A 12,919-nucleotide genomic window follows, 5' to 3' on the forward strand; every position below is an offset into this window, starting at 1 on the left:
CAACTACGCAGCAGGGCCCGGCCGTTGGGACGGCCGGGCCCTTCGTGCGTACGGCTGGGGCTAGCGCAGTCCGGTCGGGCGGCGCAGGGCGGCCTGGATGAGGCGGTCCACCAGCTCGGGGTAGCTGACGCCGCTCTCCTGCCACATCCGCGGGTACATCGAGATCGGCGTGAAGCCGGGCATGGTGTTGATCTCGTTGATCACGAACCGGCCGTCCTCGGTGAGGAAGAAGTCCGCGCGCACCAGACCTTCACAGGACGCCGCCTCGAAGGCCTCGACGGCGAGGCGCTGCACCTCGGCGGTCTGCTCTTCGGTGAGCGGGGCGGGCACGATCCCGGAGGCCGAGTCGATGTACTTGGCCTCGAAGTCGTAGAAGGCGTGGTCGGAGACCGGCGGGATCTCGGCGGGCACGCTGGCGCGCGGGCCGTCCTCGAACTCCAGGACGCCGCACTCGATCTCGCGGCCGCGGAGCAGCGCCTCCACGATGATCTTCGGGTCGTGCCGCTGCGCCTCCTCGACGGCCTCGTCCAGGCCCTCCAGGGAGTCGACCTTGGTGATACCGAAGGACGAGCCGGCCCGCGCGGGCTTCACGAAGAGCGGCCAGCCGTGCTCACCGGCGAAGCCCACGATCTTCTTGCGGGCGGCCGACGGGTCGAGCTCCCACTCACGCGGCTTGATCACCACGTACGGGCCGACGGGCAGCCCGAAGGAGGTGAAGACCCGCTTCATGTACTCCTTGTCCTGGCCCACGGCGGAGGCGAGGACGCCCGAGCCGACGTACGGCGTCCCGGACAGCTCCAGGAGCCCCTGGAGGGTGCCGTCCTCGCCGTACGGGCCGTGCAGGACGGGGAAGACGACGTCGACCTCGCCGAGTGCCTTGGGCACCGATCCGGGCTCGGTGACGACCACTTCACGGTTGGCGGGGTCGAGGGGCAGCACCACGGCGCCGTCCGCGGACTCGGCGAGCTGGGCCACGTCCGGAACGGTGCGGTCGGTGATCGCCATCCGCTCCGGCTCGTCGGCGGTCAGCACCCACCGGCCGTCGTGCGTGATGCCGATGGGCAGCACGTCGTACTTCTCGCGGTCGATGGCGCGCAGCACGGCACCGGCCGTGACGACCGAGATGCCGTGCTCGGAACTGCGCCCGCCGAAGACGACCGCGACGCGCGGCTTGCGGGATTCCCCTCCTGGCTGGGAGGGGACCGGGCTCTGGGAGGAGGTCTCGCTGCTCATATCGCGTTGAGCGTACCTGCTGGTAGTGACCGAGTCAGCGCGCGTGCGGCGTCGAGTCGGCGCACGGGCGGGCGGCGGGGCGGGTACGGACGGCCGCGCGCCTCAGCGGCGCTCGGCCTTCGCGCTGCGCCCCATCAGCTCCTTGAGCGCCACCAGCGGCGGCGTGCCGTCGTGCACGATGCCGACGACGGTCTCCGTGATGGGCATGTCGACGCCGTGCCGGCGGGCCAGATCGAGCACGGACTCACAGGACTTGACGCCTTCGGCGGTCTGCTTGGTGACCGCGATGGTCTCCTCGAGGGTCATGCCCTTGCCGAGGTTGGTACCGAAGGTGTGGTTCCGGGAGAGCGGCGAGGAGCAGGTGGCGACGAGGTCGCCGAGGCCCGCGAGGCCGGAGAAGGTCAGCGGGTCGGCGCCCATGGCGTGTCCGAGCCGGGTGGTCTCGGCGAGGCCGCGGGTGATCAGGGAGCCCTTGGTGTTGTCGCCGAGGCCCATGCCGTCCGCGATGCCGACGGCGAGACCGATCACGTTCTTGACGGCGCCGCCGAGTTCGCAGCCGACTACATCGGTGTTGGTGTACGGCCGGAAGTACGGGGTGTGGCAGGCCGCCTGGAGCCGCTGCGCGACGGACTCGTCGGTGCAGGCGACGACCGCGGCGGCGGGCTGCCTGGCGGCGATCTCGCGGGCGAGGTTGGGCCCGGTGACGACGGCGATGCGCTCGGCGGGCACCTTGGTGACGTCCGCGATCACCTCGCTCATCCGCATCGCGGAGCCGAGTTCGACGCCCTTCATCAGCGATACGAGGACGGTGTCGGGGGCGAGCAGCGGCGTCCACTCGGCGAGGTTGCCGCGCAGCGTCTGCGAGGGCACGGCGAGCACCGTGAAGTCGGCGCCCGCCGCGGCCTCCGCGGCGTCGGTGGTCGCCCTTACCCGCTCGGGGAGTTCGACGCCCGGGAGGTAGTCGGGGTTGGTGCGGGTGGAGTTGACGGCCTCGGCGAGTTCGGGACGGCGGCCCCACAGGGTCACGTCGCAGCCCGCGTCCGCGAGCACCATGCCGAAGGCCGTACCCCAGGAACCCGTACCGAAGACGGCTGCCTTCACAGGCGGTGTCACTTGGTGTCCTCCCCGGCCGTGCCGGTCTGTTCGCCGACCTTGTCGGCCGTCCTGTGCTGTTCGGGGCCGCCGGTCGTGAGCTGTTCGCCGCCGGTCTGGAGCCGTTCGCCGCCGGTCCCCCGCTGTTCGGCCTTGCGGCGCTGGGCGATGCGCGCCTGGCGCGGGTCGAAGGGCGTCGCGGGGGCCTTCTCGCCGCGGAGCTCCTCGAGGAGTGCGGTGATGGCGGCCATGATGACTTCCGTTGCCTCCTTGAGGAGTTCGGGCGTCATCTCCTTGTCGTAGAAGCGCGCCAGGTCGACCGGCGGACCGGCGAGGACGTGGTGCGTCTTGCGCGGCAGGATCTGCGGCTTCTTCGCGTACGGCGGCAGGAGTTCGTTGGCGCCCCACTGCGCGACGGGAATCACCGGGCACTTGGTCTGCAGGGCTACACGGGCGGCGCCGGTCTTGGCGGTCATGGGCCACAGATCGGGGTCGCGGGTGAGCGTTCCCTCGGGATAGAACGCGACGCATTCACCGCGTTCCACGGCGTCGATCGCGGCCCGGAACGCACTGAGTGCGTCGGTGCTCTCGCGGTAGACGGGGATCTGTCCGGTACCCCGCATCACGGCACCGACAAATCCGCCCTTGAATAGTCCGTTCTTGGCTAGGAAACGCGGCACACGTCCGGTGTTGTACTGAAAGTGCGCGTAAGCGAAAGGGTCGACATGAGAATTGTGGTTCACCGCGGTGATAAATCCACCGTCGCCCGGAATGTGTTCCACACCACGCCAGTCCCGCTTGAGAAGAACCACCAGCGGCGGTTTTGCGATGACCGCCGCCAGGCGGTACCAGAAGCCGATTCTGCGGCGGGACACTCGGACACCTTCCTCTGCTCACTTGTCATGCGCTGGTGCGCCGCACAAGTGTCGCCCCAGGTTCTTCGTCTGTCGAGAACACCGTATGCCAAGCCCTTCGGACGACTTGTCCCAAGGACCGGTCACCGGCTGTCCACAGGGCCGCACACAGTACGCGCCGACAGGCGAGAATGGGCGGCGATGCGCACACAAGCCGACCGTGCCGAGCCGTTCGCGTGGAGCCTGGTCATCCCCCTGAAGCCCCTGGCGCGGGCGAAGAGCCGACTTGCGGCCGCCGCGGACGACCGGCTGCGCCCCTCGCTCGCCCTCGCCTTCGCGCAGGACACGGTGGCCGCGGCGCTCGCCTCAGGTGCCGTACGGGATGTGGTGGTCGTCACGGACGACGCCCGCGCGGCACGCGAGTTGGCGTCCCTGGGCGCCCGCGTCGTGCGGGACGAGCCGGGCGCCGGCCTCAACGCCGCGCTGTCCCACGGCGCCCGCACGGCCAGGGCGCTGCGCCCCTCGGCGGCGGTGGCGGCGCTCAACGCGGACCTGCCCGCTCTTCGCCCGGCGGAATTGACGCGAGTTCTGGATTACGCCCGTGCATTTCCGCGCGCATTTCTCCCGGACGCCGCAGAATTCGGAACGACACTGCTGTGCGCGAAGCCGGGAGTCCCGCTCGCCCCGAAGTTCGGCGAGGCCTCACGGGCCCGGCACACGGCCTCGGGCGCCGTGGAGATACCCCTGCACGACGTGGCGAGCGTCCGCCAGGACGTGGACACCCCCGGGGACCTGGCCGCGGCCCTGTCCCTGGGTGTCGGCCCGCACACGGCGGCGGCCGCGGACCGGGCGCTGTTCAGAGGGTCTGCAGCGTCACCAGAGTGATCCGCCGCTCCTGCTCCCCCGCCGCCTCGTCGAGCTCGATCCGCACCCGCTGACCGGGCCGCAGCAGCCGCAGCCCGCCGGCGTCGAACGCGGCGCCGTCGAAGGGCACCGGAGTGCCGTCGTCCAGAAGCACACTGCCGCTGCGGGTCTCGGGGTCGTACGTGTACGCGGTGGCCTGCATGCCCGCAGCGTATCGGGCGCCGCACACCGCCCGTACCGCGTACCCCGTGCCGCCGTACCGCGCGGGCGGGCGCGGACGCCCGCCTCGCGCACCGGCTCCGGACACACCGCGGGCCGGGCTCCCCGAGAGGAGCCCGGCCCGGCGCGTGAGTGAGCCCTGCCTACCGTTACTTCTTCCTGGCGGTGGCCTTCTTGGCGGTGGTCTTGCGCGCCGTCGACTTCTTGGCGGGCGCCTTCTTGGCCGTCGCCTTCTTCGCGGGCGCGGTCTTCTTCGCGGTGGCCTTCTTGGCCGTGGTGGCCTTCTTCGCGGCGGTCTTCTTGGCCGGAGCGGCCTTCTTCGCCGTCGCCTTCTTGGCCGTCGTCTTCTTCGCCGCGGTCTTCTTCGCGGTGGTCTTCTTTGCCGTCGCCTTCTTGGCGGTGGTCTTCTTCGCCGCCGCCTTCTTCGCGGTGGACTTCTTGGCCGCTGCCTTCTTCACCGTGGAACGGGTGGAAGTGCCGCCGGAGAGGCTGCCCTTGGGCGCCTTCTTCACCGCGACATCGTTCTTCGGGAGCTTCTTCGAGCCGCTCACCAGGTCCTTGAAGCCCTGACCCGCACGGAAACGCGGAACCGAGGTCTTCTTCACGCGCACGCGCTCCCCGGTCTGGGGGTTGCGTGCGTAGCGGGCCGGACGGTCGACCTTCTCGAAAGAGCCGAAGCCGGTGACCGAGACCCGGTCGCCGCTGACGACCGAGCGGACGATGGCGTCCAGGACCGCGTCGACGGCGTCGGCGGCCTGCTGACGGCCACCGACCTTGTCGGCAATCGCTTCTACGAGCTGCGCCTTGTTCACGTCTTCCCCTTCGGAGACATTGCCAGAACCAATGTGTTCAAGCTTTTTCGCACGTTAGGCAGATGTATACCGCAAATCAAACACGAAACGGGCTAATCACCCTTGTGCCGCAACGAACTGAAGACTCAGTGAGTTCCGTCAGTTCGGCCCGGATCGGCATCCGCGGGGAATCGCTCTGAGTCCAGTTCACTCATGAACTGGTCCAGGCGCCTGGCCGCATCGGTGAGATCGTGTTTGGCCGCGGCCGTAATGACCAGCAGCTTCCGGGTCAGCGCCATCCGTACGCCCTCCGGGACTTGCAGTGTGCGCACCGTCGCGTGCGCTTCTTTCAGCCGGTCCGCGACGAGCCCGTAGAGCTCGAGTTGGCTGTCGCGGTCCATGCACTGATTGTGCCATCTAGGGCGAGTTGTCGCCTCGCGAGGTCTCAGCGTGCCGCCCAAATGGGGTTTTCGGGCTTCGAGGGGGCCTTAAGTCGTGCTGGCCACGCGTCTGCGAAGGTCTCCTGCCCAGAGCCCCAACTCGCATGCCTCATCGGCGTGTTGGCGCTGGTCCGGGGCAAACGAACGAACCGCGGTCTGCGTGCAGACCGCGGTTCGGATGAGGTTGTCGATTCGGTTGCCCGAATGGCCGATTCAGACCTGGACGGTGCGCGGCTTGTGTGCAGGGCGCTTGGTCTCGTAGGCCGCGATGTCGGCTTCGTTCTGCAGCGTGATGCTGATGTCGTCAAGGCCGTTCAGCAGTCGCCAACGGGAGTTCTCGTCCAGCTCGAACGAGGCGGTGACGCCTTCGGCACGCACCTCGCGGGCCTCCAGGTCGACGGTGATCTCGGCCTGCGGGTCCTTCTCGGTGAGCTCCCACAGCGCGTCGACGACCTTCTGGTCGAGGACGACCGTCAGGAGGCCGTTCTTCAGCGAGTTACCGCGGAAGATGTCGGCGAAACGGGACGAGATGACGGCCTTGAAGCCGTAGTTCTGCAGCGCCCACACGGCGTGCTCGCGGGACGAGCCGGTGCCGAAGTCGGGACCCGCCACCAGGACCGTGGCGCCTTGCCGCTCGGGCTTGTTGAGGACGAAGGTCTCGTCCTTGCGCCAGGCCTCGAACAGCCCGTCCTCGAAGCCGTCACGGGTGACTTTCTTCAACCAGTGGGCCGGGATGATCTGGTCGGTGTCGACGTTGCTGCGGCGCAGCGGGACGGCCCGGCCGGTGTGCTTCGTGAATGCTTCCATGGCTGTTCAGACTCCAGCGGGCGTCGGGGCGTCGGTCAGGTCGGCGGGGGCGGCCAGGTGGCCGGTGACCGCGGTGGCGGCGGCGACCTGCGGAGAGACCAGGTGCGTACGACCGCCCTTGCCCTGCCGGCCTTCGAAGTTGCGGTTGGAGGTGGACGCGGAGCGCTCACCGGGCGCCAGTTGGTCGGGGTTCATGCCGAGGCACATCGAGCAGCCCGCGTGCCGCCATTCGGCGCCGGCGGCCTTGAACACCTGGTCCAGGCCCTCCTCGACGGCCTGCAGACCGACCCGGGCGGAGCCGGGAACGACCAGCATCCGTACGCCGTCGGCGACTTTGCGGCCCTTGACGATCTCGGCGGCGGCGCGCAGATCCTCGATACGACCGTTGGTGCAGGAACCTACGAAGACGGTGTCGACCTTGATGTCGCGCAGCGGCTGACCGGCCTCCAGACCCATGTATTCCAGGGCCTTCTCGGCCGCGAAGCGCTCCGAAGCGTCTTCGTACGAAGCGGGGTCGGGGACGTTGGCCGACAGCGGCGCGCCCTGACCGGGGTTGGTGCCCCAAGTCACGAAGGGCGCCAGCGAATCGGCGTCGATGACGACCTCGGCGTCGAAGACCGCGTCGTCGTCCGACTTCAGCGTCTTCCAGTACGCGACGGCCTCGTCCCAGTCCGCACCCTGCGGGGCATGCGCGCGGCCCTTGATGTACTCGAAGGTGGTCTCGTCGGGGGCGATCATGCCCGCGCGGGCGCCGGCCTCGATCGACATGTTGCAGATGGTCATCCGGGCCTCCATCGAGAGCTTCTCGATGGCGGGGCCGCGGTATTCCAGGATGTAGCCCTGGCCGCCGCCGGTGCCGATCTTCGCGATGATCGCGAGGATCAGGTCCTTCGCCGTTACGCCCTCGGGGAGTTCACCGTCGATGGTGATGGCCATGGTCTTCGGGCGGGCCAGCGGCAGCGTCTGCGTGGCGAGCACGTGCTCGACCTGCGAGGTGCCGATGCCGAACGCCAGCGCGCCGAAGGCGCCGTGCGTGGAGGTGTGCGAGTCACCGCAGACCACGGTGGTGCCGGGCTGGGTCAGTCCCAGCTGCGGTCCCACGACGTGGACGACGCCCTGCTCGACGTCGCCCAGCGGGTGCAGCCGTACGCCGAAGTCCGCGCAGTTCTTGCGCAGCGTCTCCAGCTGGGCCCGGGAGACCGGGTCGGCGATGGGCTTGTCGATGTCGAGGGTCGGGGTGTTGTGGTCCTCGGTGGCGATGGTCAGGTCGAGCCGGCGCACCTGGCGGCCGCCCTTGCGGAGACCGTCGAAGGCCTGCGGGCTGGTCACCTCGTGCAGCAGGTGCAGATCGATGAAGAGGAGGTCGGGCTCGCCCTCGGCGCGCCGGACGACGTGGTCGTCCCAGACCTTCTCCGCGAGTGTCCTACCCATCGCTTTCCCTCCGGCCGGCAGTTGTGTGCCCGGCCACTTCTAGAGATGTGAGCGGCAACGCCCGTACCCCTCGTGCCGAGCGTGATCCGCTGGGCCCGTTGGTCTGCGGGCCGCTGTGGTTACAGGGTGACAAGTTCCCTGGGAAATTGAACTTGCGTTTCACAGAGTGAGACGCGAGTATCGACGCATGGACAACTCTAGCGGCGTCGGCGTCCTGGACAAGGCAGCCCTTGTCCTGGGCGCCCTGGAGTCCGGTCCGGCCACCCTCGCGGGTCTGGTCGCGGCCACCGGGCTCGCACGACCTACTGCACATCGTCTCGCTGTGGCCCTCGAGCACCACCGCATGGTGGCGAGGGACATGCAGGGCCGGTTCATCCTCGGCCCGCGGCTCGCCGAACTGGCGGCCGCGGCCGGCGAGGACCGCCTGCTCGCCACGGCGGGCCCCGTACTGACCCACCTCCGTGACGTGACCGGCGAGAGCGCCCAGCTCTACCGCCGCCAGGGCGACATGCGCATCTGCGTCGCCGCGGCGGAACGCCTGTCCGGACTGCGGGACACCGTCCCGGTGGGCTCGACGCTCACCATGAAGGCCGGCTCGTCGGCGCAGATCCTGATGGCCTGGGAGGAGCCGGAGCGCCTGCACCGCGGCCTCCAGGGCGCCCGCTTCACGGCCACGGCCCTGTCCGGCGTACGGCGCCGTGGCTGGGCCCAGTCGATCGGCGAGCGCGAGCCGGGCGTGGCCTCGGTGTCGGCGCCGGTGCGCGGCCCGTCGAACCGCGTGGTCGCCGCCGTCTCGGTCTCCGGACCGATCGAGCGGCTGACGCGGCACCCGGGCCGGATGCACGCCCAGGCCGTGATCGACGCGGCGGGCCGCCTCTCCGAGGCGCTGCGCCGCACCGGCTGAACTCCCCTTGTACGTAAGGCCGGATCCGCCTCAACGCCGCGGCGGGTCCGGTCGTCCGGGCGCACGAACCGTCCATCGCGCGCCTCCTCAACGGCTTTCCGTGCGCCGGGAGTTGACGTCTCCGCACGCGAACACTCCGGCAGCTCACGACAGTTGACCGCCGCTCCCCCTCGTCCCGGAACTCCGGGGGATCTCCACGGCAACGCGAAGAGGCCCTCCGCATTGCTGCGGAGGGCCTCTTCGATGCGTACCCCCGACCGGATTCGAACCGGCGCTACCGCCTTGAGAGGGCGGCGTGCTAGGCCGCTACACAACGGGGGCGAGATCGCGTGTTTCCACGTGATACAGCTGGCCTACCAGGACTCGAACCTAAACTAACGGAACCAGAAACCGTCGTGCTGCCAATTACACCATAGGCCAATGCTTGTCAAGCAAGCAGTACCCCCGACCGGATTCGAACCGGCGCTACCGCCTTGAGAGGGCGGCGTGCTAGGCCGCTACACAACGGGGGCCCTAGCGATCCTGCATCAGGAACAGTGGGTGCGACCCGATCTGTTCCCGCGGGAAGGATCTGTACCCCCGACCGGATTCGAACCGGCGCTACCGCCTTGAGAGGGCGGCGTGCTAGGCCGCTACACAACGGGGGCGTTGCAGATAAGCTCTGCGAGCTGGCCTACCAGGACTCGAACCTAGACTAACGGAACCAGAAACCGTCGTGCTGCCAATTACACCATAGGCCACCAAAACGCAACTCCCTGCTGGGAGCTTTGTTCGGCTTGCGCTTTCCGGCCGGACTCTCGGTCCGGCGGGCGGCGCAGAAAGAACATTACCCGAAGGTGGACGGCGCTCCAAAACGGGTATCCCCGGCCAGCAGTCCGGGCAGCTCCGCGAGCCCGGTGATCCGCCGTACGCCGGGCGGCACTTCGGCACTCGGAGGCTCGGCCCCGCTGCGGTCGAGCCAGATCCCGAGCAGCCCGGCGTCGTGGGCGCCGCGGGCGTCGATCTCGGGCTGGTCGCCCACGTACGCGACTTCCGCGGGGTCGAGGGCGAGGGTCGTGCAGGCCGCGTGGAAGGCCTCGGGGGCGGGCTTGGCGACGCCGAGTTGGGCCGCGCAGAGCAGCGCCTCGAAGCGGTCGCGTACGCCGAGGAGGCGCAGCTTCCGCTCCTGCTGGTCGGCGTGGGAGTTGGAGAGGACGGCGTGCCGGTAGCCGTCGGCGAGGGCGTCGAGGGTGGGGAGCGTGTCGGGGAAGAGGGCCCAGGCGGATTCGTAGTGACCGAGATAACGGTGGAACCAGGCGTCGGACTCGGCGTCGGTGAGGGCCGGCTGGTCCAGGAAGTCGCGTACGCGGTCGCGGCGCTGGGTGAGGAAGTCCGCTTCGCCGGTGCTGAAGCGGCCCCAGTGGCGTTCGGTGGTGGCCTTCCAGCGGGCCAGGGCGTCGGCGGCGGTGCCGTAGCGCCCGAGCGCGCCTTCGGCTTCGAGGTGGGCCCGCATGCCGGCCGTGTCCGCGCTCGCGTAGTCGAAGAGGGTGTCATCGATGTCCCAGAGGACGGCTTTGAGCGGCATGAGGTCGACGTTAGCCCCGACGGCCTTCCCGGCTGGGGGTTCGGGGGTTATCCCCCGAAGAACGCAGTGTCGATGTCCCACAGGACGGCTCGGATGGGCATGGGGCGACGGTACGGCGAAGGGCCCGGGAGCCGTAGTGGCTTCCGGGCCCTTCGGGGCGTACGAGGGCGGACTCAGGCGGCGAGCTTCGCCAGTGCCGCGTCGATGCGGGTCAGGGACTTCTCCTTGCCCAGGATCTCCAGGGACTCGAAGAGGGGCAGGCCGACCGTGCGGCCGGTGACGGCTACGCGGACCGGGGCCTGGGCCTTGCCGAGCTTGAGGCCGTGCTCCTCGCCGGCGGCCAGGACGGCCTCCTTGAGGGCCTCGGGGGAGGTCCAGTCGGCCGCTTCGAGCTTGGCGCGGGCGGTGGTGAGCAGGGCCGCCGGGTCGCCCTTGCCCATGGCCTTGCTCCAGCTCGCCTCGTCCTCGACCGGCTCCTTCAGGAAGAGGAAGTCGACGTTGGCCGTGATGTCGGAGAGGACCGTGACGCGGGTCTGGGCGTGCGGGGCGATGGCCTCCCACTTGGCCTGGTCGAAGTCCTCGGGGGCCCAGTTGGCGTGCGGGGCCTTGAGCCAGGGCTCGCAGGCCGCGGCGAAGTCCTTCACGTCCAGCATGCGGATGTGGTCGGCGTTGATCGCCTCGGCCTTCTTGAGGTCGAAGCGGGCCGGGTTGGCGTTGACGTCCGCCAGGTCGAACTTCTCGATCATGTCCTTGATCGAGAAGACGTCCTGGTCGGCGGAGAACGACCAGCCGAGCAGGGACAGGTAGTTGAGCAGTCCCTCGGGCAGGAAGCCGCGCTCGCGGTAGAGGTTGAGGTTGGCCTGCGGGTCGCGCTTGGAGAGCTTCTTGTTGCCCTCGCCCATGACGTACGGCAGGTGCCCGAAGGTGGGGACCTCCTTGGCGACGCCGAGCTCGATCAGGGCCTTGTAGAGGGCGATCTGGCGCGGGGTGGAGGAGAGCAGGTCCTCGCCGCGGAGCACGTGCGTGATGCCCATGAGCGCGTCGTCGACCGGGTTCACCAGGGTGTACAGCGGGGCGCCGTTGGCGCGGACGATGCCGTAGTCCGGGACGTTCTCCGGGGTGAAGGTGAGCTCGCCGCGGACCGCGTCGGTGAACGTGATCGGCTCGTCGGGCATCCGGAAGCGGATGATGTACGTCCGGCCCTCGGCGTCGAAGGCCTGCTTCTGCTCGGGGGTGAGGACGCGGCAGGTGCCGTCGTAGCCGGAGGGCTTGCCGGCGGCGCGGGCGGCCTCGCGGCGGGCGTCCAGCTCCTCGGTGGTGCAGTAGCAGGGGTAGGCGTAGCCGCCGTCGGTCAGCTGCTGCGCGACGTCCTTGTAGAGGTCCATGCGCTGCGACTGGCGGTACGGGGCGTGCGGGCCGCCCACCTCCGGCCCCTCGTCCCAGGTCAGGCCCAGCCAGCGCATCGAGTCCAGGAGCTGCTCGTACGACTCCTCGGAGTCCCGGGCCGCGTCGGTGTCCTCGATGCGGAAGACCATGGTGCCGCCGTTGTGCCGGGCGTAGGCCCAGTTGAAGAGGGCGGTGCGGACCAGGCCCACGTGGGGGTTGCCGGTCGGGGAGGGACAGAAACGGACGCGGACGTCTGCGTTAGCCACGCTTGATCACCTTGTTGGTGAGAGTGCCGATGCCTTGGATGGTGACGGCGACCTCGTCGCCGACGTTGAGGGGGCCGACTCCTGCGGGGGTGCCGGTGAGGATCACGTCTCCGGGGAGCAGGGTCATCGCCTCGGTGACGTTGACGATCAGGTCCTCGATGGAGTGGATCATCTGGCTCGTGGAGCCGAGTTGGCGTTGTTCGCCGTTGACCGTGCACTGGATCGCGAGATCGCTCGGGTCGAGGTCGGTCTCCACCCAGGGGCCGATGGGGCAGGCCCCGTCGAAGCCCTTGGCCCTGGCCCACTGCTTCTCGCGGCGCTGGACGTCGCGGGCGGTGATGTCGTTGGCGCAGGTGTAGCCGTAGATGACGTCCTTGACGCGTTCGCGCGGGACCTCGCGGCACATGCGGCCGATGACGACGGCGAGTTCGGCCTCGTGGTGGAGCTCCTCGGTGAAGCCCGGGTACACGATGGGGTCGCCGGAGCCGATCATCGAGGTGGTCGGCTTGAAGAAGGCGAAGGGGGTCTCCGGGACCTCGTTCCCCAGCTCCTTGGCGTGGTCGGCGTAGTTGCGGCCGAAGGCGACGATCTTGTTGCCGATCACCGGGGGCAGCAGGCGGACCTTGCTGAGCGGGACCTTGACGCCGCTGAGCTCGAAGTCGGCGTACGGAATGCCCTTGATGATGTCGAGGACGAGTTCGCCGTCCGTCGCGGTGGAACTGTCGCCCTCGACCGCGCCGAAGGCGACATTGCCGTCGATGGAGAACCTGGCGATGCGCACGGAATGCGGGCCCCTCTGCTTGCGGTGCCTGGAGACTGACGCTCCAGGCTAACGCGCTCGGTCCTGTCTTCGATCTCCCGTCGTCACCCGGAGGGTGGCCCCGCGGCGTTCGGTGCGTGCTCTCGGCGTGCCGGGCGAAGGCCCTCGATTGGGGTCTCCCCTGCTCGAGCGAAGCCGAGAGCTTGGGGAAGGAGCTACTTGGGTCTTTGCCCGGTGCGGCGAGAGGGCGTGCCGGGCGTCTCGGGGCAGGCGGGAGATCGAAGACAGGACCGAGGGGGGTGCGACCT

At 69.4% G+C, this 12,919-nt stretch carries 13 protein-coding genes and 5 tRNA genes; 2 read left to right on the forward strand and 16 right to left on the reverse strand.

Going from position 1 to position 12,919, the window contains the following annotated elements; all coding sequences use genetic code 11:
- Positions 1 to 60 precede the first annotated feature (60 nt).
- The 3 genes from RCO28_RS05175 to RCO28_RS05185 form a co-directional block, all read right to left on the reverse strand.
- Positions 61 to 1,233, reverse strand: a complete 1,173-nt coding sequence (locus tag RCO28_RS05175; protein WP_308939760.1) for a D-alanine--D-alanine ligase family protein — start codon at positions 1,231 to 1,233, stop codon at positions 61 to 63.
- A gap of 102 nt (positions 1,234 to 1,335) precedes the next feature.
- A complete protein-coding gene (locus tag RCO28_RS05180) occupies positions 1,336 to 2,346 on the reverse strand; it encodes an NAD(P)H-dependent glycerol-3-phosphate dehydrogenase (protein ID WP_308939761.1) in 1,011 nt (336 codons plus the stop codon).
- Positions 2,343 to 3,200, reverse strand: coding sequence for a lysophospholipid acyltransferase family protein (locus RCO28_RS05185; RefSeq protein ID WP_308939762.1), 858 nt, complete (start codon positions 3,198 to 3,200; stop codon positions 2,343 to 2,345). The genes RCO28_RS05180 and RCO28_RS05185 overlap by 4 nt, the downstream gene beginning before the upstream one ends.
- A 180-nt stretch (positions 3,201 to 3,380) precedes the next feature.
- Between RCO28_RS05185 and cofC the strand changes: the two genes are divergently transcribed.
- Entirely contained in the window at positions 3,381 to 4,064 is a 684-nt protein-coding gene (gene cofC, locus RCO28_RS05190) for a 2-phospho-L-lactate guanylyltransferase (RefSeq protein WP_308939763.1), read from the forward strand.
- Here cofC and RCO28_RS05195 read toward each other — a convergent pair.
- The 5 genes from RCO28_RS05195 to leuC form a co-directional block, all read right to left on the reverse strand.
- The gene (locus tag RCO28_RS05195) at positions 4,036 to 4,245 is read right to left on the reverse strand and encodes a hypothetical protein (RefSeq protein WP_308939764.1); all 210 of its coding nucleotides are present in this window, start codon (positions 4,243 to 4,245) and stop codon (positions 4,036 to 4,038) included. The two genes, cofC and RCO28_RS05195, sit on opposite strands and share 29 nt — an antisense overlap.
- Positions 4,246 to 4,411: 166 nt before the next feature.
- Positions 4,412 to 5,074 carry an HU family DNA-binding protein gene (locus RCO28_RS05200; RefSeq protein ID WP_308939765.1) on the reverse strand — a complete coding sequence of 221 codons (663 nt, stop codon included), beginning with the start codon at positions 5,072 to 5,074 and terminating at the stop codon, positions 4,412 to 4,414.
- A gap of 125 nt (positions 5,075 to 5,199) precedes the next feature.
- Positions 5,200 to 5,454 carry a hypothetical protein gene (locus RCO28_RS05205; RefSeq protein ID WP_308939766.1) on the reverse strand — a complete coding sequence of 85 codons (255 nt, stop codon included), beginning with the start codon at positions 5,452 to 5,454 and terminating at the stop codon, positions 5,200 to 5,202.
- A gap of 252 nt (positions 5,455 to 5,706) precedes the next feature.
- Positions 5,707 to 6,300: a 3-isopropylmalate dehydratase small subunit gene (gene leuD / locus RCO28_RS05210; protein WP_308939767.1), complete on the reverse strand. Its 594-nt coding sequence runs from the start codon at positions 6,298 to 6,300 to the stop codon at positions 5,707 to 5,709.
- Between the two features lie 6 nt (positions 6,301 to 6,306).
- Entirely contained in the window at positions 6,307 to 7,731 is a 1,425-nt protein-coding gene (gene leuC / locus RCO28_RS05215; protein WP_308939768.1) for a 3-isopropylmalate dehydratase large subunit, read from the reverse strand.
- A 187-nt stretch (positions 7,732 to 7,918) separates the two neighbouring features.
- Here leuC and ndgR point away from each other — a divergent pair, with 187 nt between their 5' ends.
- A complete protein-coding gene (ndgR, locus tag RCO28_RS05220) occupies positions 7,919 to 8,635 on the forward strand; it encodes an IclR family transcriptional regulator NdgR (RefSeq protein WP_055552755.1) in 717 nt (238 codons plus the stop codon).
- A gap of 248 nt (positions 8,636 to 8,883) precedes the next feature.
- Here the strand turns inward: ndgR and RCO28_RS05225 are convergent.
- The 8 genes from RCO28_RS05225 to RCO28_RS05260 all read right to left on the reverse strand — a co-directional run bounded on the left by RCO28_RS05225 (position 8,884) and on the right by RCO28_RS05260 (position 12,632).
- Positions 8,884 to 8,956: transfer RNA gene (locus RCO28_RS05225), tRNA-Glu, on the reverse strand.
- 27 nt (positions 8,957 to 8,983) lie between these two features.
- Positions 8,984 to 9,055 (reverse strand) — tRNA-Gln (locus RCO28_RS05230).
- Between the two features lie 19 nt (positions 9,056 to 9,074).
- Positions 9,075 to 9,147: transfer RNA gene (locus RCO28_RS05235), tRNA-Glu, on the reverse strand.
- 62 nt (positions 9,148 to 9,209) lie between these two features.
- Positions 9,210 to 9,282, reverse strand: a tRNA-Glu gene (locus RCO28_RS05240).
- Between the two features lie 21 nt (positions 9,283 to 9,303).
- A tRNA-Gln gene (locus RCO28_RS05245) sits at positions 9,304 to 9,375 on the reverse strand.
- An 86-nt stretch (positions 9,376 to 9,461) separates the two neighbouring features.
- On the reverse strand, positions 9,462 to 10,199 hold the full coding sequence (locus RCO28_RS05250) for an HAD family hydrolase (RefSeq protein WP_308939769.1): 738 nt from the start codon (positions 10,197 to 10,199) through the stop codon (positions 9,462 to 9,464).
- A gap of 173 nt (positions 10,200 to 10,372) precedes the next feature.
- On the reverse strand, positions 10,373 to 11,851 hold the full coding sequence (gene gltX / locus RCO28_RS05255) for a glutamate--tRNA ligase (protein WP_308939770.1): 1,479 nt from the start codon (positions 11,849 to 11,851) through the stop codon (positions 10,373 to 10,375).
- Positions 11,844 to 12,632 (reverse strand): fumarylacetoacetate hydrolase family protein, encoded by a 789-nt coding sequence (locus RCO28_RS05260; protein WP_308939771.1) that lies wholly within the window; start codon positions 12,630 to 12,632, stop codon positions 11,844 to 11,846. Before RCO28_RS05260 ends, gltX begins: the two co-directional genes overlap by 8 nt.
- Between the last annotated feature and the right edge of the window lie 287 nt (positions 12,633 to 12,919).

It is taken from the genome of Streptomyces sp. LHD-70 (genome assembly GCF_031157275.1).
In the GTDB taxonomy this organism is placed as follows: domain Bacteria; phylum Actinomycetota; class Actinomycetes; order Streptomycetales; family Streptomycetaceae; genus Streptomyces.